The following is a 26,437-nucleotide window of genomic DNA, read 5'->3' as shown; positions in this document are numbered from 1 at the left end:
GCGTGGCAGTGAACATACGCTACACTCGTGTCAGGAGCGTCCTAAGCGTTTCCATGCACCTCGGCGGCCGCTGGCTCGGGATCCTGGCGCCAGTACAGCCAGGGGCTGAGGGTCATGTAGGCGATGCCGAGTGTCAACAGGGCGTACGGAAACGTGCGACCGGCGAAACTCGGGATCAAGATTGCGAGCGCGTGGACGATGCCCATGATGGCTGCATCGCGAACGAGTAGATCGGGGTAGCGAATGCGAGAGACCATCAGGTAACAGAACGCGCCCGTGATAGCGAGGACGAGCCAGGGTTCGGGGCGACCCGCGAGGATCGCCGCACCGAGGACAGTCGCCGCGAGCGTCGTCTGGACGCCTTCGGTGTAGTTCCCGGAGATATCGTAGGCGGTGTACATGCCGAGACGGGTGACCGCTGTGGCGACGAAGAGGGCACAGATGATCGTCACGAGGAGGAGTTCACCGGTCACTGCATCGAATCCGATCGCGAGGCCGTCAGTAACGACGACGAACGCGAGGACGGCGGGGGCGACGCCGAAGGAAGCGACGTCGGCCAACGAGTCGAGGTACGGACCAGCGTCGGTCCCACCGTAGCGACGCGCGAGAATCCCGTCGAGACCGTCCGCGATGGCTGCGAGGAGGATGAGGCGGGCGGCGAGATCGATATCGACGAACGCCACGACGATCGCGACGAACCCCAAGGCGGCGTTTGCAATCGTCACGGCGTCGGCGACGCCGAGTCGCCCGACGAACCGGGGAAGCATACTCGCGGAATCGATGCGCAGCGACCTTACGTGTTTTCGTTTTCCTACACCGATACGTTCACTGTGGGGAGTTCATCGACCGAACTGTGGCAGGCGGGTTCGAGGCGTCCGTCGGCGACAGACAGGACTCCCACGCTCGAGGAATGAACCGGGGTGGTTATATCGCAACTGTCCCAACGCGTTCGTATGAACAGGCGCGCCTACCTCGCCGCCGTTTGCTCTTCCGTCTCCGTCGGGCTAGCAGGCTGTTCGACGGTCCGCAGCGCCTTCGAAGACGACGCGTGTGATGGTGACGATTGTGATATCGGGATGACCCGCAACGAGTTCGTCCCCGAAGAGTACGAAGCGAGCGTCGGCGATACCGTCGTCTGGAAGAACACCAGCGACGCTCGTCACACCGTCACTGCGCTCGACAACGGCATTCCGGACGATGCAGAGTACTTCGCGAGTGGGGGGTACGAAGACCAACAGACGGCCGTCGACGCGTGGCACGAGGAAGAAGGTGGAAAGATCGAACTCCGTGAGACGTACGAACACACCTTCGAGGTGCCAGGGGAGTACGAGTACATCTGTGAACCCCACATCGGTGGCGGCATGGTCGGGACGGTCATCGTCACCGAGTAACTGTATTTTTCATCGCCGATAGCCTCGGTTCCGACTCGAGAGCGCCTACCCACCTACTGGTTTCCGACCGACGAGAATTATTTCTGGATCGAGTACATTCCAAGTTCATATCTTTGTTCAGACAGCTTTTGGTCGGATAACGTACTGGTTATAAATCGCCGCGAGCGGGTATGAACTCCCATACGTCAGTTTGCTTCAGGGTAAGATGTGACACACGTCGGTCAGAATCCTTCATGTTTATACACCGGGCTGATGGTGGGTTACGTATATGTCCGAAACCGGGACGGAGTCCCGTCCGCTGGCCCGACAGCTTCCCGACCCGAAAACTGCGTCGAACGTTCGATACAACCCATCACTCGAGGAGCTTCGCGAACTTGCAGCCGACGACGAGACGACGACCGAATTCGACTCGCCGTCGTACGTCAGCGAGTACCGCTCGCGGAGTTCCGATCGGACGAAAAACGCCAAAGATAGCGAGTTCGACGCCCGCGATCGCGACCTCGTCGACACCGCGCTCGAACTCGCAGGAAACCGAGAACTGGTCTGCGTCGACCGACTCATGGGTCGTCACGCAGACGCGACGTACTGCTGTCGGCTCTTCGTCCCCGTCGACTACGCCCGAATCGCCCTCGCGTGGGCGAATCTGTTCGAACCCACCGACGGCCGAGAACCTGACCTCGTTACGGTCCAATTACCTGACTACGACGAGACTGCGATCCGCGTCCTTCCGGAGGAAGGCGTGACGACGGTACTCGGCAGCGACTACACCGGCGAAGCCAAGAAGTCGTTCCTCCGGTTGTTCATGTACCAGCTCAAAAAACAGGGCGGACTCGGCCTCCACGCTGGCAGCAAACGCGTCCGCGTCCGTAACGAAAACGACGACCTCCAAACTGTCGGGCAGGTGTTCATGGGTCTCTCGGCGACTGGCAAATCGACGCTCACTTCACACGGGTGCTGGCTCGAGGACGACGAGGACGCCGCGATGCTTCAGGACGACGTCTGTGGTCTCCTGCCCGACGGCTCCGTTCCGGGCAGCGAGGGTGAGGGCCTCTACATCAAGACGATCGGCCTCGATGAAGACGAACAGCCCGAACTCTACGAGGCAGCGACCGACGACTCCGCTATCCTCGAGAACGTCGCCGTCGACGACGACGGCACGGTGCACTTCGACGAGGACCGATACACGGCGAACTCGCGTGCCATCGTCCAGCGCGATGAACTCGAGAGTGCAGACGAGGAAATCGACCTCGAGCGGATCGATCAGGTCTTTTTCATCACCCGAAACCCCCTGATGCCGCCGGTCGCGAAACTCAACGAGCGGCAAGCCGCCGTCGCGTTCATGCTCGGCGAATCGATCGAGACCAGCGCGGGTGACCCCTCTCGAGCAGGCGAATCGATCCGCGTCGTCGGAACGAACCCGTTCATCATCGGCCCGGAAGGAGAGGAAGGAAACATCTTCCAGGATCTGATCGAGGCGCTCGACGTCGAGTGTTACGTCATCAACACGGGCTATCTCGGCGAGAAGTCTGCAGATATCGGCGTCGAGGAGTCCGTCACGATCCTGACCGAAACCGCTCGAGACACGATCGAATGGCGTGACGACGATCAGACGGGACTGACCATCCCCGAATCGGTTCCCGGACTGGACATCGCGGACTACTATGTCCCCGACCACGTCGAGGACTACGAGGCGGCCCTCGCCGAACTGCGCGCCGACCGACGTGATTACCTCGAGCAGTTCGACGAACTCCGAGAAGAGATCGCGGACGCCGTTTACTAATCGACATACGGGGAGCCAGCGCCCCTATTTTTGAGCCGGTGTTTCGATTTTCACTCGCCTCGAGTGAGCTAGATCAGTGTGTAACTCGGTTCAGGTGGTACTATAGCGGACGTGACAGCACTTGCCTGTCATGAATACCGTTATGTGCGTGTAGTTCTCACAGTGGCGTAATGAGTGTAGACGTACGCACGCCAACCGCCCGCGTTTGTGAACGGTGCGAACGAGCAGAACACTGGGATACCTCCCTCGAAGCCTGGCAACTCGTCCACGAAGACGGCGAGAAGCAGGTTGGGAATCCCCACTGTCTCCACGAGTGGGACATCAACGGGACGTTCAATCCAGTTTCTGGACCCGAGTAACCGCGATTTGTCTTAGATGCTCGCACACGCTCGAGTCGTCTCACGAGCGTGTGCAGGATTCTTTTTGTACACTCACCCGTAGTCGGCTGTATGCCAACCGTCTATATCACCGCGCCACCGGCCGACGCCGAGGCAATCGCCAACACGCTGGTCGAAGAACGTCTCGCGGCCTGCGTAAATCGATTGTCGACGACGTCAACCTATCACTGGGATGGCGAAATCCACCACAACGACGAAGCCGTCTTGCTCGCGAAGACGACCGACGACGCGTACGAGGATCTGGTCGAGCGACTCGAGGAGATTCACCCCCACGACGTCCCCTGTATCGAACGATTCGACGAGGCACACGTCCTCGAGTCGTTCGCCGAGTGGCGAGCAGACGCCCTGGAGTAAGGACGCCGTACGTGCGACACACTTTCACAGACACGACTGCCCGAAAAAGCAACCCTTAAAACTCGCGCGCGGGTTTTCACGGGTATGGCTGGAACCATCGAAGTGCTCGTTCCGGGTGGCCAGGCCAACCCTGGCCCACCGCTCGGTCCCGAGCTCGGACCGACTCCCGTCGACGTGCAGGCGGTTGTACAACAGATCAACGACGAGACTGCGGCGTTCGACGGCACGGAAGTGCCCGTCACCGTCGACTACGAAGAAGACGGCTCCTTCGAAATCGACGTCGGTGTCCCACCGACGGCCGCACTCGTCAAGGACGAAGCCGGGTTCGACACCGGCAGCGGCGAACCACAGGAAGACTTCGTCGCCGACCTCTCGGTCGAGCAGGTCAAGACGATCGCCGAGCAAAAACACCCCGACTTGCTCGCCTACGATACGATCAACGCCGCGAAGGAAGTCGTCGGCACCTGCGCCTCCATGGGCGTCACCATCGAAGGCGACGACGCTCGAGCGTTCAAGGAGAAAGTCGACAGCGGCGAGTACGACGACGTCCTGGCTGAAGCGTAACGAGGCCAGCACTCGAACACGAGCGTAGTGAGTGCGTCGGCGCGTCGGCTAATTTGTAAGCCGCGACCGACGCTCGAACGAGAACGGGTTTTGCGTTTCTCGAGACGCCAAGCGACGCTGATCGATTACGGCACTCGAGTCACGACGTCTACATTGTGCGCGACGTAGCCGAGTCTCTCCGCCTCGAGTTCTGCGTGTCGGCGCTCGAACCAGCGACGCCGTTTCTCCGCCGGAAGCCGCGATTCCTCGGGAAGATCACTCGAGGGAACGGCCGCGAGCGCGTCGGCCATCGTTTCGAGGACGTGCGAGACGACTGCTCGCTCACGGTGGGGATACCCGCCGTCGACTGGAGACACGACCCAGTCCCCGCTCCCGGCCGCGAGGAGCGACCAGGGACGGTCCGCTACCGACTCGAGGAGCGCCGAGCCGGCACGACTCCCCCCAGCGGGGCGAACCTCGTCCATGTGGTGGTGGTACTGCGCCTCGATGCTCGCGTCGAGCGAATCGCGGGGTGTGAACGCAGTCGACCCGTCGTACGTGATCGGCGCGTAGCACAGGCCGCCGGGTGCGAGAAGGGATTCAATCGCCGCCAACGTGGACTCGAGGTCCACGATATCGAGGAGCGCCGCCGCGATGACGGCGTCCGCGTCGTCCTCGAGTGCGAACGCGTCTGCGACCTCGAGCGTGATTTCGATTTCAGTGGCAGTCTCATCGTCGCTCGAGGGAGCCCACGTTGCTACGAACGACGTCGCCTTCGGAACACCGTCTTCGACCGTTTCGTTGCCCACGGAGCGGGGCGCACCGACCGTGTAGCCCGCGGACTCGAGGCGTTTCGGGACGCGCTCTCGCGCGCGAACGATACACGACGAGTCGATATCGACGCCGCGGTAGGAAACGCGCGGCGGAAGCACGTCCCACTCGATCAGTCGAGAGAGCATCGCGCCGACGCCGACACCGAGTTCGACGAGTCGAACCGGTCCGTCCCGATTCGAGAGCGCGTTCGTAAACTGCTCGAGGACGCGCCGATCGAGCGCGCTGTCGTCCACGGTCCGTTTGGCCTCGAGGTACGTGAGAAACGAGGTCGTCACGGTTGCTCACCGTCGGTGCGTCCCGACCGGTGGATCGATCGGCGGAGAAATTCACGGACGGGTTCCAGCGTGTCCGTCCACGACGGGTGATCCCGAGCGGTTTGCAGCGCCTCGACGCCGAGGGTCGCCAAACGGTCTCGATCGGTTGCCAGACGCTCGAGTCGGTCCGCAAGTCGTCTCGAGTCGGTCGGATCGATCAAAAACCCGTTCTCGCCGTCGGAGACGATCTCGCGCGCGCCGCCGACGGTGCCGGCGATTGGGACGACGCCGTACTCCATCGCCTCGAGGTAGGCCATGCCGAATCCTTCGTAGCGAGAGGGAACAGCGAGAACGTGTGCACCCTCGAGAATCGACTCGAGGGCCGCTGTCTCCACCTCTCCGGTGAACGTCACCCGATCGTCGATACCGAGTTCGGCTGCTCGTTCGCGGGCCACGCTGGCGTACGCCGGATCGTCATCCTCGCGACCGACGACGGTGAGCGACCACTCCGTCGACGAACTGTCGAGTCGAGCGAGCGCCTCGAGGAGGGTCGTGACGTTCTTTCGTGCTTCGAGCGTGCCGACGGAGACGACACGAAATGGATCGCGGTGAGCACGCGTCTCGACTGTGTCCGGCGTCAACGCTGGCCCGTCGTGACGACCAGCGGGGTGTGCGACCTGTGTCGGGAGGTCCGTGCCGGCGAGGGCGAGCGTCCGATCCCGCGTGTACTCGCTGGTACAGATCGCCGCGTCGACCGACTCGAGATAGCGCCATTCGCGTTCGCGAGCACGCGGATCGTAGACCGTTGGGTCGGGCGCTCGGAGGAGGTGAACGAGCGAAACGAGCGATCCCGGACGCTCGAGTCGGGGGTTGTACTCGAGTAGCCTCGCGTAACAGAGTTCGTCCTGCAAGAGGACGTCGTAGGGTCGATCGAGGCGCGTCTGCAGTTCGCTCGAGGGGGCAGCGCCGGTCCGATCGCCGACGGACTCCTCGGACGCTTCGGAAAGCGAAATCACGTCGACGGTATCTCCCCGTGACTCGAGAAACTCGACGAGTTTGCGGTCGTAACGATAGCCGCCGGTTGCCTGCTCGAGGTCGCCGTCGACGACGAGGCCAACCCTCATCGGTCAGCACGTCCGTTCGTGGGCCACGCTGGCCACATCGTCTTCGTCGATGGCGATTCGAAGTTCGGAAACGCCGTCCGGATCGAGGTGCTCGAGGAGTCGGTCGCCGAAACAGCGCGCGAAGCGTTCGGTGCTCGGGTTGGCACCCTCGAACGCGTCGAGGTCGTTGAGCGTCCGGTCACTGTAGAACGCGGCGAGCGCGTCCATCGTTTCGCACAATCGGTCGATGTTCACGAGATACGCCCGTTCGTCCAACTCGGGCCCTCGAAGCGTCGCCTCGACCGTGTATCGGTGGGAGTGGAGTTTCCCTTCCGCTCCGGGGTCCGGAACGGTCAGGTAGTGTTGGGCGATAAGTTCCCGAGAGACGGACACCGAATACATACTCAGTCGTACGCCAGCATCCGGCAAAACGACCGGGGCTACTCGCAGCGGATGAAGGAGAGACAAACGACGCTCAGTCGTAGGTCAACAGGATCTGGATGGCCTCGTCAGGTCGCTCTTCGAGTAGCTCGTAGGCCGTCGCGGCGTCCTCGAGTGGGATTTCGTGCGTGACGAGCGGTGTGACCTCGAGTCGCTCGAGCCACTGCCAGGTGAGGTCGTGACGGCGTTCGCGAGACCACCGCCCCGAGAGGCGCGGATCGATCGTACTCACCTGCGAACTTCGGATGTCGATTCGGTCGCGGTGAAATCGACCGCCGAGATCGAGGCTAGCTGGCTTCGTGCCGTACCACGAACCGACGAGCACGCGGCCGTCGAAGCCCGTCGACGCGATGGCGTCGTTCAGGGCCGCGGGGTTCCCAGAGAGTTCGTACGTCAGGTCCGTCCGCGCGTCAGTGACTGCTCGAACGATGTCGGGGAACTCCCGATCGGTCGGGTCGAACGACTGATCCGCACCGAGGCGTTCGGAGTGGCGACGGCGCTTCGCGTGCGGTTCGAACGTAAGCAGCGTCTCGAGTGGCGCGTGGGCGAGCAGCGCCGTCGTCAACAAGCCGACGGTTCCCTGTCCGAAGACGGCGACGTGCTCGCCGAGCCGAGGTTCACCGTCCAGTAGGAGCGTGATCGCGGTCTCGAGGTTCGCGAAGAGGGCTGCTTCGCGCGGCGAGATTCTGTCGGGGACGGGAAAGAGGTCGCTAGGCTCGGCGAGAAAGTGACTCTCGTGGGCGTTGTACGCGAAGACGGTTCGATCGAGCCACTTTTCGGCCACATCGTCGCCGACAGCGACGACTTCGCCGACCGCGGCGTAGCCGTACCGAAGTGGAAAGGAGAGATCCCCCTCGAGGGCCTCGAGTTCGTCGTCGGCCGCGAGGTTCGTCGGGGCGTCCCCCCGGAAAATCAGCCCCTCCGTACCGGCGCTGATCGCCGACGTTCTCGTCCGAACGAGTACGTCAGTAGATCCCGGTTCCGGGATCGAGTTCGATTCGACGGCGACGCTCTTCGGACCCGTAAAAACCAGGCCGTGAGCGTCGCTCGAAGATCGCATCGTCGCTCGCCGATTGGATCGTGGAGGACCACCGGCCGACGACGGGGTGTCCTCGGCGTCAGAGTCGGTCACGCTGGGCCGTCTTCCACGTCACCCCACTTGGTCGTTTGTGCGAACGGCGTCAGTACGGGTTTCAACGGCGTCGGTACGGTGGCCATACGGTGCTTCCGGTTGTCGCGCGCCGACGACCGGTCGGTGTAGACGAGCGTTTCCGACCCGTAGGTGGCGGTTATGTTTGGTGATTCACCCTCGCTCGAGACGGCCGGAAACCGCGAGCCAATCCCAACAGAAGTTCGCGAGAACGGGAACGGCGACGAGCAAACCGAGCCAGTACGAAACGGCCGGGCCGGGAACCGGTGTCAAAGCGAGCAACACGGCGACCATGGCGAGGCCGCCGAGTGGCCGACGGAGCCGATTCGGCGGGAGTGTCGACACGCCCCGCCCGCGCCACGTTCGCCACCGTCGGCCGGCGACGAACAGGTACCGGGCGACGGCAACGGCGACGAAGACGAGCGGGAGCGTCCCGGCAGCGATGGCCACGACGGAGCCCACGAGAATTGCCAGCGCGTCCACTTCGACGTCGAGTCGCGAGCCGAACGCCGTCTCGCTGTTCGTTCGTCGGGCGACCGCACCGTCGACGGCGTCGAAGACCATCGCGACCGCGAACAACGCGGCCGGGGCCCAGGGACCGATCCCCGACTCCGTTGGGAGTCCAGTCGCGACGAATCCGGCGAGGACCACAACCGCCCCAGCGCGGGCGATGGTCACCCACGTCGCGAGTGTAACCGACTGCCCCGTCGCATCTCGTGGTGACTGAGCTGGTTTCGCCGATATCGACCCCCCTTCATCGAAGAGGATCCATACGAGGACCAACTCGAGAACGACGACGAGCGCGACCGTGCCGAGAAACGCACGCGACGGGCCAGCGGGCCAGACCAACTCGAGAGCGAGAAGCGTTCCGACCACCATCGCGACGTGTCCCGCACTCATAGTGATCCAACAGGGGGAACTGGCTCGTGAGCGCCCAACGCGCGTTTCGTCGGTCATCGCTCTCGCCGATAGAGGAGTACCAGCGCGACGATGAGCAGGATCTGTGCGAGTTTGTCGATCAGCTCTGCACTCGAGAGATCGGCGACGGTCGCCGGTTCGTTCAGGACGTACCAGAGCACGATCTGTACGCCCGTGAACGGAATTCCGAGGAGATAGACCGTCGGTCGCCGGTAGTCAGCGACGACGAGTCCGATCCCCAGCAGGAAGCCTGCAGTCGCGAACAGGAAGGCGAGTCCCATCCAGTGAGGGAGGAACTCGAGTCCCAGAATCAGGTGAACGAGCCCGGTGACGAGCGCGAGTCCGATCGCCGCCAAGTGGAGGGGCGTGAGTGAGGCGGACGCGACTCGGTTCGCAGCGGTCATACGGTGGTCTCGATGGCGACTCAAAAACAGCTTCCGACGGGTTACTCGAGTAGCGGGTGCTTACATTTTGTTCGCGGGCGGAACCGTCCGTTCGCTCGGACTCGTCGAACCACCGGTGCTGCGCATCACGCGAACACCGGCACCGATCCCGAGCGTCCCGGCGAAGAGTGCGGCGAGCAGCGTCGTTACGAGGGAAAGGCCCACCACGCCGCTGAGGAGACTCCCGACGAACACGCCGGCCCACAACTGGTTTCGTCCCAGTCGTGAGGCGATCGACTGGCCGATTGCCACGAATCCGAGAACGGTCAAGATCGGGATAACGGTCATCCCCAGTGTCACCATCAGTAAGCCGAAGAACGAACCGAGCGTCGTGCCGACGATCATGTAACCGCCGGTGACGAGTCCGACGAGAACGAGTAACGCCGGTGTCCCGATACAGATCGAAATGACGGGACTCTTTCGCGATTTGGTTACCGTTTCGGGTCCGAATCCCTGCACCAACCCGAGTACGACCATCGCAACGACGAGCGTGAGTCCGAACTGAACTCCGGCGCGCTCGAGCGCCTCCAGTGCCAAATACGCCTCGAGTCCGCCGGTAATCACGGCTGGTTGGCCGATTGACTCAAGTGCTGCCCCATCGATGTTATATGAATCTACTGGCCGCATGAACGTGGTATATACATTCACATCTAATAGAACTTCGCTTTTAGATTACTTTCATCGAAATTGAGATATTCGGTCGTTGAAGCCGACGATGGTCGTCCACAGTGTGGATCACGTTGGGTACAGAGCTGATTTCGAGGGTTACTTTCGAGAGGTGTGTGAAAACGTGATAGTGCTCGAGGGCTGTCGGGGAACGCGCTTCGACGGGTTTAAGTTCGAGATGGCATTTCGTTCAAGGGAGACAGGCGTAGCCTGTTTCACTGACCCGTAGGAGCACTCCTGCGTACTACGGAGGTGAACGATGGCAGATTCGGATATTGAAACAGCAGTCGCTCGCGCACTCGAGGACTCACCGGAACGGAACTTTACCGAAACGGTAGACCTCGCGATCAATCTGCGCGACCTCGACCTCAACGAACCGTCGAATCGTGTTGACGAGTCTATCGTCCTGCCGTCCGGAACCGGCCAGGAAACGATTATCGCCGTCATCGCCGAGGGAGAAACCGCAGTCCGCGCCGAAGAGGCGGCGGACGAGGTTCTCTCGGGTGACGACGTGGCCGATCTGGACGACGACGAAGCCAAAGATATGGCGGACGAGACGGACTTCTTCATCGCCGAAGAGGCGATGATGCAAGATATCGCCCGGCACCTGGGTACCATCCTCGGTCCCCGCGGAAAGATGCCGGACCCGCTCGCTCCCGACGACGACGTCGTCGAGACCGTCAACAGACTCAAGAATACCGTGCAACTTCGCTCCGGCGACCGACGAACGTTCCACACGCTCGTCGGTGCCGAAGATATGGATGCTGAAGGAATTGCAGACAACATCGACGTCATCCTGCGACGTCTGCACGCCGACCTCGAGAAGGGCCCACAAAACATCGATGGCGTCTTCGTAAAGACGACCATGGGCCCGTCTGTGGAGGTGGCCTAACATGAGCGCACAGGCAGACCGCAAAACCGAGAACCTTCCCCAGTGGAAGCAAGAAGAAGTCGACGAACTCGAGGAACTCATCGAGAGCTACGAGAGCGTCGGCGTCGTCGGTATTGCTGGCATTCCGAGCAAACAGCTTCAGGACATGCGACGCGGTCTTTACGGCACCGCCGAACTCCGTGTGAGCCGTAACACCCTGCAAGTCCGTGCGCTCGAAAGCACTGGCCTCGGCGACCTCGTCGGTGAGGTCGAAGGTCAGGTCGGCCTGGTCGGAACGAACGACAACCCATTCACCCTCTACAAGGAACTCGAGGCGTCGAAGACGCCCGCTCCGATCAACGAGGGCGAAGTCGCCCCGAACGACATCGTCATCCCAGAGGGTGACACCGGTGTCGACCCGGGGCCGTTCGTCGGCGAACTGCAGAGCATCGGTGCGAACGCGCGCATCGAGGACGGCTCGATTCAGGTCATGGAAGACTCCACGGTCTTAGAGGCCGGCGAGGAAGTCTCCGCGGACCTTTCGAACGTTCTCAACGAACTCGGTATCGAGCCCAAGGAAGTCGGGCTCGACCTGCGATCGGTCGTCGCCGAGGGCGTTCAGTTCGACCCCGAGGACCTCGACATCGACGTCGAGGCCTACGAGAGCGACGTGGCGACGGCTGCCGCTCGCGCTCGCAACCTCTCGGTCAACGCGAGCTACCCGACCGAAGCGACCGCGCCAACGCTCATCGCCAAGGCGACGGGCGAGGCCAAGAGCCTCGGCCTGCAGGCCGCCATCGAGGACGAAGACCTGATGCCCGACCTCGTCTCCAAGGCCGACGCACAACTGCGTGCGCTCGCGGCCCAGATCGACGACGAGGACGCCCTGCCTGAGGAACTACAGGGCGTCGAGGCACCCGCTGCCGAGACGGCATCGGACGAGGGCGAGGACGAATCGACAGACGAACCAGACGACGCTGAATCCAACGCCGACGCCGACGCCGACGAAGACGACGATGACGATGACGACGATGACGCAAGTGGCGGCGAAGGACTCGGCGCAATGTTTGGATAACAACTGGAGGACACAACAATGGAATACGTTTACGCTGCACTCATCCTGAACGAAACTGACGAAGAGCTCAACGAAGACAACCTGACGAACGTACTCGACGCTGCCGGCGTCGACGTCGAAGAATCCCGAGTCAAGGCGCTCGTCGCTGCACTCGAGGACGTCGACATCGACGATGCAGTCTCCGAGGCTGCTGCCGTTCCCGCAGGCGGTGCCGCAGCGGGTGGCGCTGCAGCAGGCGGTGCCGCAGCAGGCGGAGACGACGAAGACGTCGAAGAGACGAGTGACGTCCCGGACACGACGGACGACGATGACGACGATGACGAAGACGAAGAGGCCGGCGGCGAGGGCCTCGGCGAACTCTTCGGCTAACTCGGTTCGAGACGGCGACGTTTCGTCGACACCAACCTCGAATTTTTATGACGATCGCCGGCGAGTGGCGACGCCGTCGGTCAGCGCCATCGATTCTCCGTGCGCTCGAGTGACGCAGTCGGACGAGGGTTAATAAACGAAGCCGCGGCCAGAGACATCGATGGCCGTTACTCCGGTCGAGTTTGTCGCCGATCCGACGCTCACGCTACAGTTACTCGGCTGGACGCTTGGGGGTGCGTTTCTGGGCAGTTTGAGCGGGCTCGTTCCCGGGCTCCACGCGAACAATTTCGCCCTCTTGCTCGCCGGCGTCGCGGCGTCCGTTCCCGGGGATCCGCTATTCGTCGGCTGTGCGATGCTCGCTGCGGGCGTCGTTCACACGTTCCTCAATGCTGTCCCCGCGATGGCACTGGGTGTCCCCGACGCGGAGATGGCCGTAACGACGCTGCCGGCACACAGAATGGTCCAGGAGGGACGGGGATACGAGGCGATCAGACTCTCAGCACTCGGGAGCATCCTCGCCGTCCTGGCCGCGATTCCGCTGGCGCTGCCGATCACGTGGGGCGTAACGGCCGCATATCCGACGATTCGTGACAACCTTCCCCTCTTACTCGCGATGGTCGTCGTCGCGCTGATCGCCTCGGAGTTCACGCGACGCGCTCGAGTGGGTGCACTCTTCTCGTTCGTCCTTGCGACCGTATTAGGACTGTACACGCTCGACCTCTCGCCGGACGCTCCACTCGAGGGTGGCGGCATGCTCGCCCCGATCTTCGCCGGCCTCTTCGGCGCACCGGTGTTGATCGATGCGATCCGTGGTGGCGGCGTTCCACCACAGCGCGAGCGAGCGATCGCCATGCCGGGATGGCTCGTCGCCGTGACTGCGCTCGCGGGCGCGCTCGCCGGTGCCGTTGTCGGCTACATTCCGGGAATTTCGGCGGCGATCGCCGCCGTAGCCGTCCTTCTATTCGTTCCCGGCCGCTCCGGGGACCGAGGCTACATCGTCGCGACGAGCGGCGTCGATACCGCTAACACGATTTTCGCCCTGTTCGCGCTGGTCGCCATCGGCCAGCCGCGAACGGGCGTGATGGTCGCCTTCGAGAACGCGAACGCGCCGCTCGAACTCCCGATCTTGCTCGTCGGAGTCGTCCTCGCTGGGGTGATCGGTTTCGTGCTCGTGATCGTCGTCGGAGACGTCTATCTCGAGTTCGTCGGCCAACTGGCCTACTGGAAAATCTCCGTCGTCGTGCTCGGGCTCTTGTGTGTGCTCTCGTTTCTATTCGCGGGTCTCTTCGGGATCGTCGTCTTCTTCGTCGCGGCCGCCATCGGGATGGTCCCGGTTCGGTTTCAGGCGCGTCGCGTCCACCTGATGGGCGTCCTGATCGGTCCGTTGATGCTCGCTGGCTGAATCGACTCCCTCCTCGAGCAATCCTATGTATCGTTCGAATCCTGAGCGAGTGCAGCGTCGCGTGCAGCGACGACTGTTTCGACTCGCTCGCGAGACACGGGGTTCGTCGTTTCTGCTCCCTCTTTGAGTGCCGTACCGATGATGACGCCGTCCGCACCGGCTTCGAGGCAGTCGCCGACGGTTTCAGGGGTCACGCCGCTGCCGACGAAGACGGGCGTTCGAGGGTCGGAATCGGCGTCGCCGTCGGTTGCGGACTCTGAAAGCGTTTCCACCACCTGATCGACGTCCTCGAGTGCCGTTTCGACGCCGGTTCCAGCCCCGGAAACGACGACGCCGTCGGCCATACCACGTTCCGCTGTCTCGAGTGCGGTCCGTTCGATTGTGGGTTCGCCGACCGGCGACGCGTGTTTGACGTGTACGTCGGCGAGGATTGCGACGTCGGCGTCGATGCGGTCGCGAAGCCTGAGCGTGTCGTGTGCTCGTCCCTCGAGGACCCCCTGATCGGTCGCCGCCGCGCCCACGTGGACGTTCACGCGGATGAAGTCGGCCTCGGCGGCAGCAGCGACTGAAAGCGCCGCGTCCGCGTCGTTTCGGAGCACGTTCACGCCGACTGGAATGTCGAGTTCGGTCGTCAGTTCGGTCGCCATCGCGCTCACCTCCGCGACCACGTGCTTCGGAACGTCCTCGGGATAAAACGGTGCATCGCCGAAGTTCTCGACGATGATCCCGTCGACGCCGCCAGCCTCGAGTCGACGTGCGTCCTCGAGCGCTCGGGCACGAATGGTCTCGCGGGAACCCGCGAACCCTGGTGCGCCGGGAAGCGCCAAGAGGTGGACCATCCCGACGACGGGCGTCTCGGCGTCGAACCTGTCGAGTAACGGTGTCGGCATAGTTTGGCTGTGGACTCGAGTGAGAAAAGTCGGTGTGGAATCCGTCGGCGCGTTCCGGTGGGACGGATCGGTGGTCGGCCGGTTCGCTCGTCGTCGAGGCGGCAAGGACGCCCTCGTCCGAGGGCGTTTTCTCTCCACCGTTAGAAGAGGCGGGCGATGTCTACGCTAGTGGATCCGCTGTCGATTCGTGATCTCGAGGTGCCGAATCGGATCGCTGTCTCTCCGATGTGTCAGTACTCCTGTGAGGCTGACGGCATGCCAACCGAGTGGCACCACGTCCACCTTGGCAGTCGTGCCGTCGGCGGTGCCGGTATCGTCATGACCGAGGCGACGGCCGTCGAACCCAGAGGCCGAATCACGCCGAGCGACCTCGGCATCTGGAGCGACGAGCACGCCGCTTCCCTCGCGAAGACCACGCGGTTCATCCGCGAACAGGGTGGGGTCCCGGCGATTCAACTCGCTCACGCGGGCCACAAGGCCAGCAAGTGTCGCCCGTGGGACGGCAACGTCCCGATCGACCCCGACGACGGCGGCTGGGAGGTCCTCTCACCGTCGCCTGAGGCGTACCCGCCGTTCGAAGGAGAGAAGCCGGCGATTCGAAAGGCGACGGTCGACGATATTCAGGACGTGATCGACGCCTACGGCGCCGCCGCCGAGCGCTCGCTCGAGGCCGGATTCGAAATCGCGGAAGTCCACGCGGCCCACGGCTACTTGCTCCACGAGTTTCTCTCACCCGTCACGAACCGACGCGAGGACGACTACGGTGGAAGCTTCGAGAACCGAACGCGCCTCCTCCGCGAGGTCGTCTCGGCTGTCCGCGACGTCTGGCCCGAGGAGAAGCCGGTGTTCGTCAGAATCTCGGGCACCGACTGGCTCGAGAACCAGCCGTCGTGGGATATTGAACAATCCGTTCGACTCGCAGACGACCTCGAGGCGCTCGGCGTCGATCTAGTCGACGTTAGTTCGGGCGGACTCCACCCCGAGCAAGCGGTGCCGGGCGGACCGAACTTCCAGGTCCCACTGGCCGAGACGATCGGTACGGAGACCGACGTCGCTGTCGGTACCGTCGGCGGCGTCACTGAACCGGAGCAGGCAGATGCGCTGATTCGAAACGACCGTGCCGACCTCGTGCTCGTCGGCCGGGAGTTCCTTCGCGACCCGTACTTCGGCGTTCACGCGGCCAGTGCGCTCGAGGAGGATGCGTCCTCGCGCTGGCCCGTGCAGTACCGACGCGCTGTACGGTAGGCTCGCGGCGCGGCCACGGCTGATGCGTGAGATGCGAGGCCGAATTGCATTCGGAAGTGGACCCACTCTCACGCCGTGGGAATCGTCTGGACTAGTCAATATTCGTCGATCGATACACACGAGCAGGAATCTATGGCCGACTACACGAGACGAACGGTACTAGGGGTAACGGGTGCCTCGGTGGCAACAATCGCCACAGCGGGTTGTCTGGGAAGCGACGACGCCGAAGCGTTCGAAATCGATCCCGAGACGACGATCGTTATCGAGGGCTACAACTCCCACTGGGAAGGCGTCGAACCGGAGGAGATCGAGGGATCGGAGAATCCGACGTTCGTCCTCGAGGAGGACGAACGCTACGAAATCGAGTGGATCAACGGCGACGGCATGGAACACGATCTCCAATTGTGGGACGACGGCGACGCCATCGTCGACGATCTGGCGACGGACACGATGGCCGACGAAGGCGAGCGAGATGTACTCGAGTTCACGGCGACGGCAGAGCTCTCGTCGTACGTCTGCTCGCTTCACGCGCGTCGACAGATCGGCGAATTCGACGTCGAATAAGGTGTTGCAGGCGCGACGGACTCCAGCGGATATTGTGAGGAAGTTACTCGTCGGTCCACTTGATCGAACAGCCCTGGGAGGGTCGCCACTCGAGATCGACGGCCTCTCCGGCGAGAATCGAATCGATCGCTTCGCGGACGTGAATCCGCGACGGTTCGTCCTCTGGGTTCAACGCGTCGTCGAGTCGACCCTGATAGGCCAGTTCGAAGTCGCCGTCCTCGCCTCGGCGAAAGAGGAACGGGTCGGGAGTGCAGACCGCGCCGTAGGACTTCGCGACCGTTTGGTCCGCGTCTCGCAGGTACGCGTCGTACTCGATTTCGCCGGCGTCGACGTACTCGCGCATCGACTCGAGTGAGTCGTCGGGATACTCCTCGGCGTCGTTCGGGTTGATACCGACGACCGAAACGTCGTCGTACTCGGCTGCGATGTCGTTGAGCAGGTCGAACTTCGCTTTCGCGTACGGACAGTGATTGCACGTGAAGACGACGAGCAACGCCTCGGCGTCTTCGAAGGACTCGAGCGTGTACGTCTCACCGTCTGACGCTTCGAGTTCGAAGTCGGGTGGCGTCTCGCCCGCTTTGAGGTCGGTGTCGGATTCTTCGAGTACCATAGCTTTCAGTTACAGACAGTCGGTTGTAAATGTCGTGTTCGGTCCACAGCGGTGTTCCTGATGAGGCTCTCGCCCTTCACGCGGAAACCAGTCGTGAATCGTGTACGTCAGGACGGCTCACATATTTGTACCCCCCGCAACATCGGTAGTGTATGAAGACGCTCGAGGTCACCGACGAACAGTATGCAGTCATCCAGCACCTTCGTGAAGCGATTTCCGAGGAGGTCGTCGGAAAGTACGGCTTCGTCCGCGAACGCGACGCCGTCCAGTTCCTGATCGACAACATAGACGGCGAGGACGAACTCGAGATCGAACTCGAGGCAGACCTCGACTCCTCGGCGACCGACGACGTCGCCGCCTCGGTCGGGGCCGCAATCGAGGGCAAATCGACGCCGGAGGACCTCGAGGAAGTCTCCTACATCGAAGACGACGGCGACGGCGGCGACGAGGGGTCGGACGAAGACGGTGCGGACGACGCGGCTGGCGACGATGTCGATGAAGCAACGGACGGGGCTGGCGACGATGCGGACGAAAATGACAGCGAGGACGAGGCCGACAGCGAAGACGCGGACGGCGACGAAGACGACAGCGAAAGCGACTCGGGACAAGCGAGTGCGAGTGGCGGGTCAGCTGACGACGACGACATGCTCGACGAGATGATGAGCCTACTCGAGACCCACGACGACAAGTGGGAGGAATCCAGTTCGGCCGACTTCCGCTACAGCGTCGAACTGCCCGACGGCACGACGGAAGACGTCCAGACGAAAGACGACGTGCGAGCAATCTTGTTCAAGAACTATCGGTAATCGTACCGGAGGAAGCGGGCGAACGGTGGCAGTCCACCCGTGACTAGGGGTGTGACACGTTTTGCGTCCCTCGCGACTCGTCTACAGACCCGACTCGAGTGAGGATTCACTGCCCCTGAGAGTCACCAGCAGCGCCGAATGCGTTTATAGGCATCCCTGTGGGAGTCTCACGTGAGGGGAACGATGAGCCGAGCATACCCATTCCAACAGGAGGAGGACATCACGTGCCCAGAGTGTGGCCGAGACGTGCCGATGCAGTCTCGAATCTGCCCACGGTGTGAGGCGTCGCTGCATTGATCGTCGGCCAAGCCGTTCCCGTCGGTTTTTTCGAGCGAACAACGGTAGACCTTTACTCGCGCTCGCGCTTCGGAGAACTATGAGCGAACGCGAGGTACTCGAGTTGCTTCGTGAGAACGCGCGATATTCGAGCGCCGATATCGCACGAATGACCGACCTCGAGGAGTCGGAGGTCGAGACGACGATCCAGGAACTCGAAGACGCAGGTGTCGTCCGCGGCTATCAGGCAGTCGTCGACTGGGACAAACTGGAAGACGAACGCGTCCGAGCGGAGGTCGAACTCAACGTTCGTCTCGACCGGGAGACCGGCTACGGAGATATCGCAGAGCGCCTCGCGCGATTCCCGCAGGTCAAAGCCTTGCGATTAGTCAGTGGCGACTACGACTTCGACATGGAAGTCGAGGGCGACTCCATTCGCGAGGTTTCACAGTTCATCAGCGAAAAGGTCGCGCCAGTCCCCGAGATCACCCAGACGGTTACCCACTACATGATGACCTCCTACAAGGAACACGGGATCGAACTCGGTGACGGCGAAGACGACGAACGGCTCTCGTTCTCACCCTAATCATGACGTTCGAACTGTCCGAACGCGTCCAGACGGTGCCGCCATCGGGAATTCGGCGCTTTTTCGAAATCGCCGAGGAACGAGACGACGTCATCTCACTGGGCGTCGGTGAACCCGATTTCGCTACGCCATGGGCGGCCCGCGACGCAGCGATCACGTCACTCGAGCAAGGAAAGACCTCGTACACGGCGAATCGAGGAACGCGCGAACTCCGCGAGGCGATCTCCGAGTACGTCGCCAACCGATTCGGATTAGGGTACGGCCCGGACGAAGAGATACTTGTCACCGCCGGCGCGAGCGAAGCGGTCGACCTGGCCTTTCGTGCGTTCGTCGATCCCGGCGACACGGTCGCCATCGCCCAGCCGTCGTACATCTCCTACGAACCCGGTGTCGTCTTCGCAGGGGGTGAGGCGCTACCAGTTCCGACGACCGAGGCCGACGATTTCCGACTGACGGTCGACGCACTCGAGGACGCAGGCGCGGACGAAGCCGACATGCTCGTCCTCTGTTATCCGAACAACCCGACGGGGGCGATCATGACGGAGGAGGATCTCGAGCCGATCGCCGAGTTCGCCCGCGAGCACAATCTGACGGTGCTCTCGGACGAAATCTACGCCGAACTAACCTACGACGGAAACGAGCACACCTCCATCGCGACGTTCGAGGGCATGCGCGAGCGCACAATCGTGTTCAACGGCTTCTCGAAGGCCCACGCGATGACCGGACTGCGACTCGGCTACGCGCTCGGCCCCGCCGAGGCCATCAACGCGATGAACAAGATACACCAGTACACGATGCTCTCGGCACCGACCACGGCTCAACACGCCGCACTCGAGGCCCTCGAGTCTTGTGAGAACGAGGTCCGAGAGATGGTCGACCAGTACGATCGACGACGGCAGTTCGTCCTCTCGCGCTTCCGGGAAATCGGCATGGACGTCTTCGAAGCCAAGGGCGCATTCTACTGTTTCCCCGAGGTACCAGCGGGTTTCACCGCAGCGGAGTTCGCCGAAGAAGTCCTGCGCGAACAAGGGGTCGCCGTCGTTCCCGGCGACGTCTTCGGCGAGGGCGGCGACGGACACCTTCGGGTCTCCTACGCGACGGGACTCGAGGACCTCCGACAGGCTCTCGCTCGGATCGAGGCGTTCGTCGACGACCACGCCTGAGGTCCCTCTCCGACGAGATCCTCAATTTACACCGTCAGAGCCGATTCTGCGAGGACACGCACACTGAAGTGATCGAACCACGAGATACCGACATGGTTCGCGTCCTCTCCGACGCAGACGTGTCGTCCGTTCTCGACCTCGAGGCGTTGCTTCCCGTCGTCGCCGAAGCGTTCGAAAAGCAACGCGAGGGGGCCATCGAACGACCGGAGCGGCCACACTATCCAATCGGGAGAGGGACGAATCCGGACGCACCCGAGCAACCGACTGGGACCGGCCTCTGTATGCCGGCGTACATCCACGGCACACCGTACGCCGCGACGAAACTCGTCGCCGTCTGTCCGGACAATTCCGAGCGGGAGCTACCGACCGTCACCGCACAGATCGCGCTCACCGACGCCGAAACCGGACAGCCCGTGGGCTACCTCGCAGGAAATCGAATTACCAACGCCAGAACGGGCTGTATCGGCGGACTCGCCGCTCGCGAACTCGCCTCCGCTGGCCCGCTCGAGGTGGGCGTCATCGGCGCCGGTACACAGGCTCGCTGGCAAACGCGTGCCATCGCGGCCGCCATCGGTGCCGACCGACTCGAGTCGATCCGAATCTACTCGCCGAGCGATTCGCGATTCGAGTGCGCGCGAGCCCTCGAGTCCGAACTCGGCGTTCGGACGGACGCGGCCTCGAGTCCACGGGGTGCCGTCGAAAACGCCGACGTCGTCGTCACGACCACGACGAGCACGGAGCCGGTGTTTCCGGGGGATGCACTGGCACCCGGCGCGCTCGTCGTCGCCGTCGGTGCCTACACACCCGAAATGCGGGAACTCGACAATCGAACGATCGAACGTGCCACTCGCGTGTTCGCGGACGTTCCCGAAGAAGCACGTGAGACGGGAGATCTCCGCGAGCACGCCGACCTCGAGGTCGTGCCATTCGGCGACGTGTTGGTGGGACGGACTGGCCGAACGTCGTCGGCGGAGATTCTCGTCCTCGAGAGCGTCGGTTCGGCGGTGTTGGATGCTGGGGCGGCGACGTTCGTCTTCGAACGGGCTGAAGAACGAGGACTGGGTGAGTCACTGTCGTTGTGAGCGACGCAGCCACGGATGCGTCAAAGTGTGGCCACGACACTGAAATAGGCACCACCCGAAGGTAACTCTACTACTCTCTCGATGACCACAGTGACGGGGCGAGTCACGATGCTCTGTGGTGGGGGGCTCGGACTACCGAAACCAAAACCCAGTTGGAAGCTGGGGTGGAAGGGTGAGCCGGTGCTATCGAGTAACGAAAGGGGTGTCGAGCGATGACGGGACGATCAGAACCACTGCTCGATCGAGTTACTGATGCATTCTTCGCGCTCGATACGGATTTTCGCTTCACGTATCTGAACGAGCGAGCAGAGACTCTTCTCAAGCGATCTCGAGCCGACCTCATCGGACGCGTCATGTGGGACGAGTTCCCTACGACCGTCGAAACGCAGTTTCCGGATCGGTTCCACCGCGCGATGGACGAACAGGTCCCCGTCTCCTTCGAGATCTATCACGCCCACCTCGAGACCTGGTTCGAAGCCCGCGCGTATCCCGCCGAGGACGGACTGTCGGTCTACATGCGAGACGTTACCGCGCGGAAAACACAGGAGGCGTCGCTCGCACAGCACGCGGCAGTCGTCGAGGCCGTTCACGACGCCGTCCTCACGCTCGATCGCGATCGAAACCTCGTCACGGTCAACGGCGCAACCGAGGCGCTTCTCGGCATCGACCGGTCGAATCTCGTCGGGAAACACATCGAGTTCCTCACCAAACGCGCCGGTATCGACGACGAGCACGCGATTCAAATCGGCCAGGCGATCACCGATGTCGACGTCGGTAACGCCGTCGACAGACACCTCGAGTTACCGTTCACCGACGCCGACGGAACCGATCGAATCGGCGAGTTCCGATTCGTCCCGATCGAAGACGACGTCGCGACGGTCGCAGCCGTCATCCGTGACGTCACCGACCGACGCGAGTACGAGCGCGTCGTCACGTCCCTCCACGAAATTACCCGCTGGCTCCTCGAGTCAGACGACCCAGAAGAGATCTGTGCGATCGCCGTTCATGCGGGGAGCGACCTACTCAATCTCCCGATCAGTGGCGTGTGGCTCCTCGACGACGAGTACGGCTACCTCGACCCAGTCGCCGGAACGGCCGGTGCACACGACGAGTTCGGCGGATTGCCGCGATTCTCTCCCGGCGAGGGGCTCGTCTGGGACGTGTTCGAATCCGGCACCGTCGAGCGCTTCGACGATTTGGCGACGGTCGACGACCTCTACAATCCCGACACGCCGATTCGATCGGAGATCATCGCACCGATCGGCACGCACGGTGTACTCATGACCGGTTCGTTCGAGGCTCACCAATTCGACGAAACCGACGTCGATCTCGTCTCCACACTCGTCGAGAACACTCTTGCCGCACTCGAGCGCGCCCAGCGCGAGCACGTCCTTCGGGAGCGAACGGCCGAACTCGAGCGCCAGACTGACCGACTCGAGTCAGTCGCAGACGTCCTCTCGAGTGATCTCAAACAACAACTCTCGACGCTCGCCGACGCTCTCTCGGGAGAGCAGACGCCCCACGACCCAATGTGGGAATTTCCACTCGCGGAGGATACCGTCCAGACGACACTCGAGCGAACCGAACGACTCGTCGACGACGTTCGCGAGTTCGCACGAAACGCATCGGCTGTCGGGCCGCGGACCAGAATCGACCTCGAGTCGGCGATCACGGACGCTCTCGAGCGCTCACGCCTCGAGAGCGAACGCGTCGTCGTCGAGCGCTCTGCATCGCTTCGGGCCGACGACGACCGGTTCGTCCGCCTCCTCGAGACGGCGTTCGACGACACAGCCGCGCGAGCGACCGACGACGTTACGATTCAGGTCGGACTCCTCGGCTTCGACACTGACGACCGCACGCGCGGGTTTTTCTTGCTCGACGATGCAGCCGAGATTCCGCCACCAGCAGACGAGCGAGTGCTCGAGCCAACGGTGCACGAACACGACGGTGATGGACGCGGGATAAACCCACTTTCAGACGCTGACGATGCCGATGGGAGGCCAGTAACCGGCAAATCGAGCGTTCGAAGCGACATGAGCGAAAACACGGACGGACTCGGACTCGCTCTCGTCCGGGCGATTGCCGAAGCACACGACTGGACGCTCACCGTCGACACCGGAACCAACGGAGGGACGAGACTCGAGATCAGTGACGTAACGACACTCGAGGAAACGTCAGATTCCGACTTCGCTCCGTGAATGTGAAGACGCCGTTGTCGGACGGTCTACCGGGTTCGGTCAGTAAGTTTCTTCGAGCAAGGTATCGCGCGTGAGATCCTGACAGAGTCGGCGGTAGCCATCTTGATCGAGGAGTTCTTGCATCGTGTCGTCGACTTGGACTCGAAGCACTGCCAGTCGGTCCTGCAGTCGGTCGTACTCGCGACTCGACTTTCGTTCTACCTCGGTTTTTTCGGCGTCCAGGAGGGCCTTTTTCGATGCCAGCGCGAAGAACTCTTGGAGTTGATCGTCGTAACTCGAGCGGAGGTGTAGCTGGTCGACGATCGAACACAACTCGTCTTTCGAGACGGGCTTGACGAGGTAGTCGTCGAATCCCATTTCGACGATGTCGAAGTCAGGTTCGACCGCGGTCACCATCGCAATCCGACAATCGAGATTCCGATCTCGAATGGTGGTCAAAATCGTATCGCCAGAGAGTCCGGGCATTCGGCGATCGAGGAGCACGATATCGAGACCGTCGTCGATCGAATTCAGCGCCGTCTCTCCATCGTAGGCCGTTTGGACGGTACACGATTCTGCGAGCCAGGTCGCATAAAGATCAGCGAGATCAGGCTCGTCTTCGACGATCAGGACAGACGGGGGTTCTCTGGCCATTAGACAGTATCCTCCAGCTTCTCGGTTCGTGATTTCAATTGTACCCGGGGCATATCAATATACCGGGTACACGTGTCTAACGGCCCAAAATCGTTACTCGAGAGCGCGTTCAATCGTCGCGCGTCGCTCGCGGATGTCCGCGACATCGATACTGAACTGATGCGTGCCAGCGCTGACCTCGAGCGTTCCATCGGCCGTCGGCTGACCGAGCGTGGTGACCGGTGCAATGCCCTCGAACGCCTCGGCGACGGCTGCTGGCGATTCCGTTTGGATCACCGCTCGACCGGGTTGCTCGTGGAAGAGCGCACCTGTGACGGCTGCATCATCAGCGCCGTCGGAGACGGGAAGCGAAACCTCGAGTCCCGCGTCGTCCGTGACCATCTCGGCCAGCGAAACGGCGAGACCGCCGTGGCTCACGTCGTGGACGGCGAGCGTCGAGTCGTCGTTCGCGACGTCGGCGAGCGCGTCGATCACGGCCGCTGGCTCGTCGAAGAGCGTCGGGAACGCGTCGCTTCCACCGAACTGTGCGAGGTACTCGGAACCGCCGAGACGGGCCTCGTCGGTCGTAGAGCCGCCCTCGTTGCCGAGCGTGAGGTCGCCGACGAGGACGAGCGTGCTGTCCGTATCCGTCGAAATCGCCAGCGGCGGCGCGTCGTACCCGTCCTTGGTTCCGACCATCGCGAGCGTCGGCGTCGGTGGAATCGGCCCGGTGACGGAGTCGTTGTACAACGAGACGTTGCCGCCGACGACCGGCGCGGAGAGCGTCTCGCACATGTCGGCGAGGCCGTCGACGATGCCCTCGAAACCGCCGTAGACGTCCGGTTTCTCCGGGTTGCCGCCGTTGAGACAGTCGACGGCTGCGAGGGGCGTGGCTCCCTTCGCAGCGATGTTCGTCGCGTTCTCTAAGGCAATCGCTTTCGCCCCTTCGTAGGGTGCGGTGGTCGTCCAGTTCGGTGCCGCACCCGACGAGATTGCGAGGCCCTGTCCGGTTTCGGGGCCGTCGTCGCTCGACTCGGTTGCGGAGTCACGCTCCGCGCTCGCTTCCCTGATAGCAATAATCGCCGCGTCGTCGCCCGGTCCGACGCTCGTTCGGACGCCGACCTCGTGGTCGTATTGGCGGTAGACCCACCGCTTCGAGGCCGTGTTCGGACTCGAGAGAACGGCTTCGAAGGCCTCCTCGAGGTCGACCTCCGGAAGGTCCGTTTCCGGCTGGGTCGGTTCCTCGCTCGGCAGGTCGTTCATCGGTGCACCCTCGCCGAGGAAGTAGGCGTCGACGTCGACGACGGTCTCGCTGTCGAAGGTACACGTATAGTTTCCGTCCGTGACCTCGCCGATGACCGAACAGCCCAGATCGTAGCGCTCGGTGATCTCACGCACGCGATCGACGTTTTCGGGTTCGACCTCGTAACACATCCGCTCTTGGGACTCGGCGAGCAGGATCTCGAGGGCGTTCATGTTCGGTTCGCGCTGGTGGACGCGCTCGAGTTCGATGTGAGCTCCCAGACCACCTTTGGCAACGAGTTCGCTCGAGGCCCCGCCTAATCCGGCGGCACCGAGGTCGCGGGCGGACTCGACCAAGTTCTCGTCGATAAGTTGCTCGTTGGCTTCGATGAGCAACTTCTCGGCGTAGGGATCACCGACCTGGACTGCTGGTCGGTCCTCGGTTTCGGCGTCTTCTGCGAGGTCCTCGCTGGCGAAACTGGCACCGCCGAGGCCGTCACGCCCGGTTCCGTTGCCGACGAGTACGAGTTTGTTTCCTGGCTCTTGGGCTTCGGCGGTGACGAGTCGCTCCTCGTTCGTCAGACCGATACAGGCGACGTTGACGAGCGGGTTCCCCTCGTAATCCGGGTGGAAGTCGACGCTGCCCGCGACCGTCGGCACGCCGATACAGTTGCCGTAGTGGCTGATTCCCTCGACGACGCCTTCGAAGAGATACTTCGAGTGCTCGTGGTCGACATCGTCGGATCGGCGGGCAGTCGAACGCGGTTCGACAAACTCGCCGAAGTACAGCGAATCCGCGAGTGCGATCGGGTACGCGCCCATCGAGAGGGTGTCCCGGACGATGCCGCCCACGCCCGTCGCGGCCCCGTCGAACGGGTCGACGTACGAGGGGTGATTGTGGCTCTCGATACCCATCGTGATGTAGGTCGATCCCTCCGCTGGGCCGCCGTCTTCGCTTCCCGGTAGTGCGACAACCGCCGCGTCGTCACCCGGCCCGATGACGACCTGCTCGCCCTCACTGTCGAACGCCGACAGCAGCGGCCTCGAGGAGCGATATGCACAGTGTTCACTCCAGAGGTTTTCGAACAGCGCCGCCTCGGCCGGCGTCGGCTCTCGCTCGAGTTCCTCGACGACGAGTTCGCGATCCGAATCGGCAAGACTCATTCATGTC

At 62.6% G+C, this 26,437-nt stretch carries 28 protein-coding genes; 16 read left to right on the top strand and 12 right to left on the bottom strand.

Annotated features, from left to right (window positions below):
• Positions 1–41: 41 nt before the first annotated feature.
• Complete coding sequence (locus BLW62_RS01440; RefSeq protein ID WP_090504141.1) at positions 42–767, bottom strand: protein sorting system archaetidylserine synthase; 726 nt, start codon at positions 765–767, stop codon at positions 42–44.
• A 186-nt stretch (positions 768–953) separates the two neighbouring features.
• Here BLW62_RS01440 and BLW62_RS01435 point away from each other — a divergent pair, with 186 nt between their 5' ends.
• The 5 genes from BLW62_RS01435 to BLW62_RS01415 all read left to right on the top strand — a co-directional run bounded on the left by BLW62_RS01435 (position 954) and on the right by BLW62_RS01415 (position 4,487).
• Positions 954–1,391, top strand: a complete 438-nt coding sequence (locus BLW62_RS01435; RefSeq protein WP_090504139.1) for a cupredoxin domain-containing protein — start codon at positions 954–956, stop codon at positions 1,389–1,391.
• A gap of 268 nt (positions 1,392–1,659) precedes the next feature.
• The gene (locus BLW62_RS01430) at positions 1,660–3,171 is read left to right on the top strand and encodes a phosphoenolpyruvate carboxykinase (ATP) (RefSeq protein WP_090504136.1); all 1,512 of its coding nucleotides are present in this window, start codon (positions 1,660–1,662) and stop codon (positions 3,169–3,171) included.
• A 170-nt stretch (positions 3,172–3,341) separates the two neighbouring features.
• The gene (locus tag BLW62_RS01425) at positions 3,342–3,530 is read left to right on the top strand and encodes an HEWD family protein (protein WP_090504133.1); all 189 of its coding nucleotides are present in this window, start codon (positions 3,342–3,344) and stop codon (positions 3,528–3,530) included.
• Positions 3,531–3,620: 90 nt separating this feature from the next.
• The gene (gene cutA / locus BLW62_RS01420) at positions 3,621–3,923 is read left to right on the top strand and encodes a divalent-cation tolerance protein CutA (protein WP_090504131.1); all 303 of its coding nucleotides are present in this window, start codon (positions 3,621–3,623) and stop codon (positions 3,921–3,923) included.
• Between the two features lie 84 nt (positions 3,924–4,007).
• Entirely contained in the window at positions 4,008–4,487 is a 480-nt protein-coding gene (locus BLW62_RS01415; protein WP_090504128.1) for a 50S ribosomal protein L11, read from the top strand.
• Between the two features lie 125 nt (positions 4,488–4,612).
• Here the strand turns inward: BLW62_RS01415 and BLW62_RS01410 are convergent, their stop codons facing one another.
• The 7 genes from BLW62_RS01410 to BLW62_RS01380 form a co-directional block, all read right to left on the bottom strand.
• Entirely contained in the window at positions 4,613–5,575 is a 963-nt protein-coding gene (locus BLW62_RS01410; RefSeq protein ID WP_090504125.1) for a hypothetical protein, read from the bottom strand.
• Complete coding sequence (locus tag BLW62_RS01405) at positions 5,572–6,678, bottom strand: glycosyltransferase family 4 protein (RefSeq protein ID WP_090504123.1); 1,107 nt, start codon at positions 6,676–6,678, stop codon at positions 5,572–5,574. Before BLW62_RS01405 ends, BLW62_RS01410 begins: the two co-directional genes overlap by 4 nt.
• A gap of 3 nt (positions 6,679–6,681) precedes the next feature.
• Complete coding sequence (locus BLW62_RS01400) at positions 6,682–7,059, bottom strand: 6-pyruvoyl trahydropterin synthase family protein (protein ID WP_090504121.1); 378 nt, start codon at positions 7,057–7,059, stop codon at positions 6,682–6,684.
• 73 nt (positions 7,060–7,132) lie between these two features.
• On the bottom strand, positions 7,133–8,158 hold the full coding sequence (locus tag BLW62_RS01395; RefSeq protein WP_090506373.1) for a zinc-dependent alcohol dehydrogenase: 1,026 nt from the start codon (positions 8,156–8,158) through the stop codon (positions 7,133–7,135).
• Between the two features lie 243 nt (positions 8,159–8,401).
• Positions 8,402–9,148, bottom strand: coding sequence for a CDP-alcohol phosphatidyltransferase family protein (locus BLW62_RS01390; protein WP_245726645.1), 747 nt, complete (start codon positions 9,146–9,148; stop codon positions 8,402–8,404).
• A 53-nt stretch (positions 9,149–9,201) separates the two neighbouring features.
• A complete protein-coding gene (locus BLW62_RS01385) occupies positions 9,202–9,570 on the bottom strand; it encodes a DUF7475 family protein (RefSeq protein ID WP_090504115.1) in 369 nt (122 codons plus the stop codon).
• 60 nt (positions 9,571–9,630) lie between these two features.
• The gene (locus BLW62_RS01380; RefSeq protein ID WP_090504110.1) at positions 9,631–10,236 is read right to left on the bottom strand and encodes a hypothetical protein; all 606 of its coding nucleotides are present in this window, start codon (positions 10,234–10,236) and stop codon (positions 9,631–9,633) included.
• Positions 10,237–10,534: 298 nt separating this feature from the next.
• On the opposite strand from BLW62_RS01380, the gene BLW62_RS01370 reads away from it, so the two are divergent.
• The 4 genes from BLW62_RS01370 to BLW62_RS01355 all read left to right on the top strand — a co-directional run bounded on the left by BLW62_RS01370 (position 10,535) and on the right by BLW62_RS01355 (position 13,992).
• On the top strand, positions 10,535–11,167 hold the full coding sequence (locus BLW62_RS01370; protein ID WP_090504101.1) for a 50S ribosomal protein L1: 633 nt from the start codon (positions 10,535–10,537) through the stop codon (positions 11,165–11,167).
• 1 nt (position 11,168) lies between these two features.
• A complete protein-coding gene (locus tag BLW62_RS01365; protein WP_090504098.1) occupies positions 11,169–12,221 on the top strand; it encodes a 50S ribosomal protein L10 in 1,053 nt (350 codons plus the stop codon).
• An 18-nt stretch (positions 12,222–12,239) separates the two neighbouring features.
• Positions 12,240–12,590 carry a 50S ribosomal protein P1 gene (gene rpl12p / locus BLW62_RS01360; RefSeq protein WP_076578241.1) on the top strand — a complete coding sequence of 117 codons (351 nt, stop codon included), beginning with the start codon at positions 12,240–12,242 and terminating at the stop codon, positions 12,588–12,590.
• A gap of 160 nt (positions 12,591–12,750) precedes the next feature.
• Entirely contained in the window at positions 12,751–13,992 is a 1,242-nt protein-coding gene (locus BLW62_RS01355; RefSeq protein ID WP_090504094.1) for a tripartite tricarboxylate transporter permease, read from the top strand.
• Between the two features lie 23 nt (positions 13,993–14,015).
• On the opposite strand, the gene BLW62_RS01350 is transcribed toward BLW62_RS01355, so the two are convergent.
• A complete protein-coding gene (locus BLW62_RS01350) occupies positions 14,016–14,882 on the bottom strand; it encodes a BtpA family protein (protein WP_090504091.1) in 867 nt (288 codons plus the stop codon).
• Between the two features lie 156 nt (positions 14,883–15,038).
• Between BLW62_RS01350 and BLW62_RS01345 the strand changes: the two genes are divergently transcribed.
• Both BLW62_RS01345 and BLW62_RS01340 read left to right on the top strand, forming a co-directional pair.
• Positions 15,039–16,127 (top strand): NADH:flavin oxidoreductase/NADH oxidase, encoded by a 1,089-nt coding sequence (locus BLW62_RS01345; RefSeq protein ID WP_090504087.1) that lies wholly within the window; start codon positions 15,039–15,041, stop codon positions 16,125–16,127.
• Between the two features lie 132 nt (positions 16,128–16,259).
• On the top strand, positions 16,260–16,691 hold the full coding sequence (locus tag BLW62_RS01340; RefSeq protein ID WP_090504082.1) for a PKD domain-containing protein: 432 nt from the start codon (positions 16,260–16,262) through the stop codon (positions 16,689–16,691).
• Positions 16,692–16,734: 43 nt separating this feature from the next.
• Here the strand turns inward: BLW62_RS01340 and BLW62_RS01335 are convergent, their stop codons facing one another.
• Entirely contained in the window at positions 16,735–17,301 is a 567-nt protein-coding gene (locus BLW62_RS01335; RefSeq protein ID WP_090504078.1) for a thioredoxin family protein, read from the bottom strand.
• A gap of 152 nt (positions 17,302–17,453) precedes the next feature.
• On the opposite strand from BLW62_RS01335, the gene BLW62_RS01330 reads away from it, so the two are divergent.
• From BLW62_RS01330 to BLW62_RS01310, 5 genes are all read left to right on the top strand, one after another.
• The gene (locus BLW62_RS01330; RefSeq protein ID WP_090504074.1) at positions 17,454–18,107 is read left to right on the top strand and encodes a hypothetical protein; all 654 of its coding nucleotides are present in this window, start codon (positions 17,454–17,456) and stop codon (positions 18,105–18,107) included.
• Between the two features lie 376 nt (positions 18,108–18,483).
• Positions 18,484–18,969, top strand: coding sequence for an Lrp/AsnC family transcriptional regulator (locus tag BLW62_RS01325; RefSeq protein WP_090504069.1), 486 nt, complete (start codon positions 18,484–18,486; stop codon positions 18,967–18,969).
• A 2-nt stretch (positions 18,970–18,971) separates the two neighbouring features.
• On the top strand, positions 18,972–20,132 hold the full coding sequence (locus BLW62_RS01320) for a pyridoxal phosphate-dependent aminotransferase (RefSeq protein WP_090504065.1): 1,161 nt from the start codon (positions 18,972–18,974) through the stop codon (positions 20,130–20,132).
• A gap of 92 nt (positions 20,133–20,224) precedes the next feature.
• Positions 20,225–21,214, top strand: a complete 990-nt coding sequence (locus BLW62_RS01315) for an ornithine cyclodeaminase family protein (RefSeq protein WP_090504060.1) — start codon at positions 20,225–20,227, stop codon at positions 21,212–21,214.
• Positions 21,215–21,426: 212 nt separating this feature from the next.
• Positions 21,427–23,412 (top strand): PAS domain-containing protein, encoded by a 1,986-nt coding sequence (locus BLW62_RS01310; RefSeq protein ID WP_090504053.1) that lies wholly within the window; start codon positions 21,427–21,429, stop codon positions 23,410–23,412.
• Positions 23,413–23,451: 39 nt separating this feature from the next.
• Here BLW62_RS01310 and BLW62_RS01305 read toward each other — a convergent pair whose 3' ends face one another.
• The gene (locus BLW62_RS01305) at positions 23,452–24,045 is read right to left on the bottom strand and encodes a response regulator transcription factor (protein WP_090504049.1); all 594 of its coding nucleotides are present in this window, start codon (positions 24,043–24,045) and stop codon (positions 23,452–23,454) included.
• 93 nt (positions 24,046–24,138) lie between these two features.
• Positions 24,139–26,430, bottom strand: a complete 2,292-nt coding sequence (gene purL / locus BLW62_RS01300; protein ID WP_090504045.1) for a phosphoribosylformylglycinamidine synthase subunit PurL — start codon at positions 26,428–26,430, stop codon at positions 24,139–24,141.
• Positions 26,431–26,437: the final 7 nt, after the last annotated feature.

It is taken from the genome of Natronorubrum sediminis (assembly GCF_900108095.1).
Lineage (GTDB): Archaea > Halobacteriota > Halobacteria > Halobacteriales > Natrialbaceae > Natronorubrum > Natronorubrum sediminis.
The sequence above is the reverse complement of the archived record's forward strand: the minus strand, read 5'-3'. Positions and strand labels throughout refer to the sequence as shown.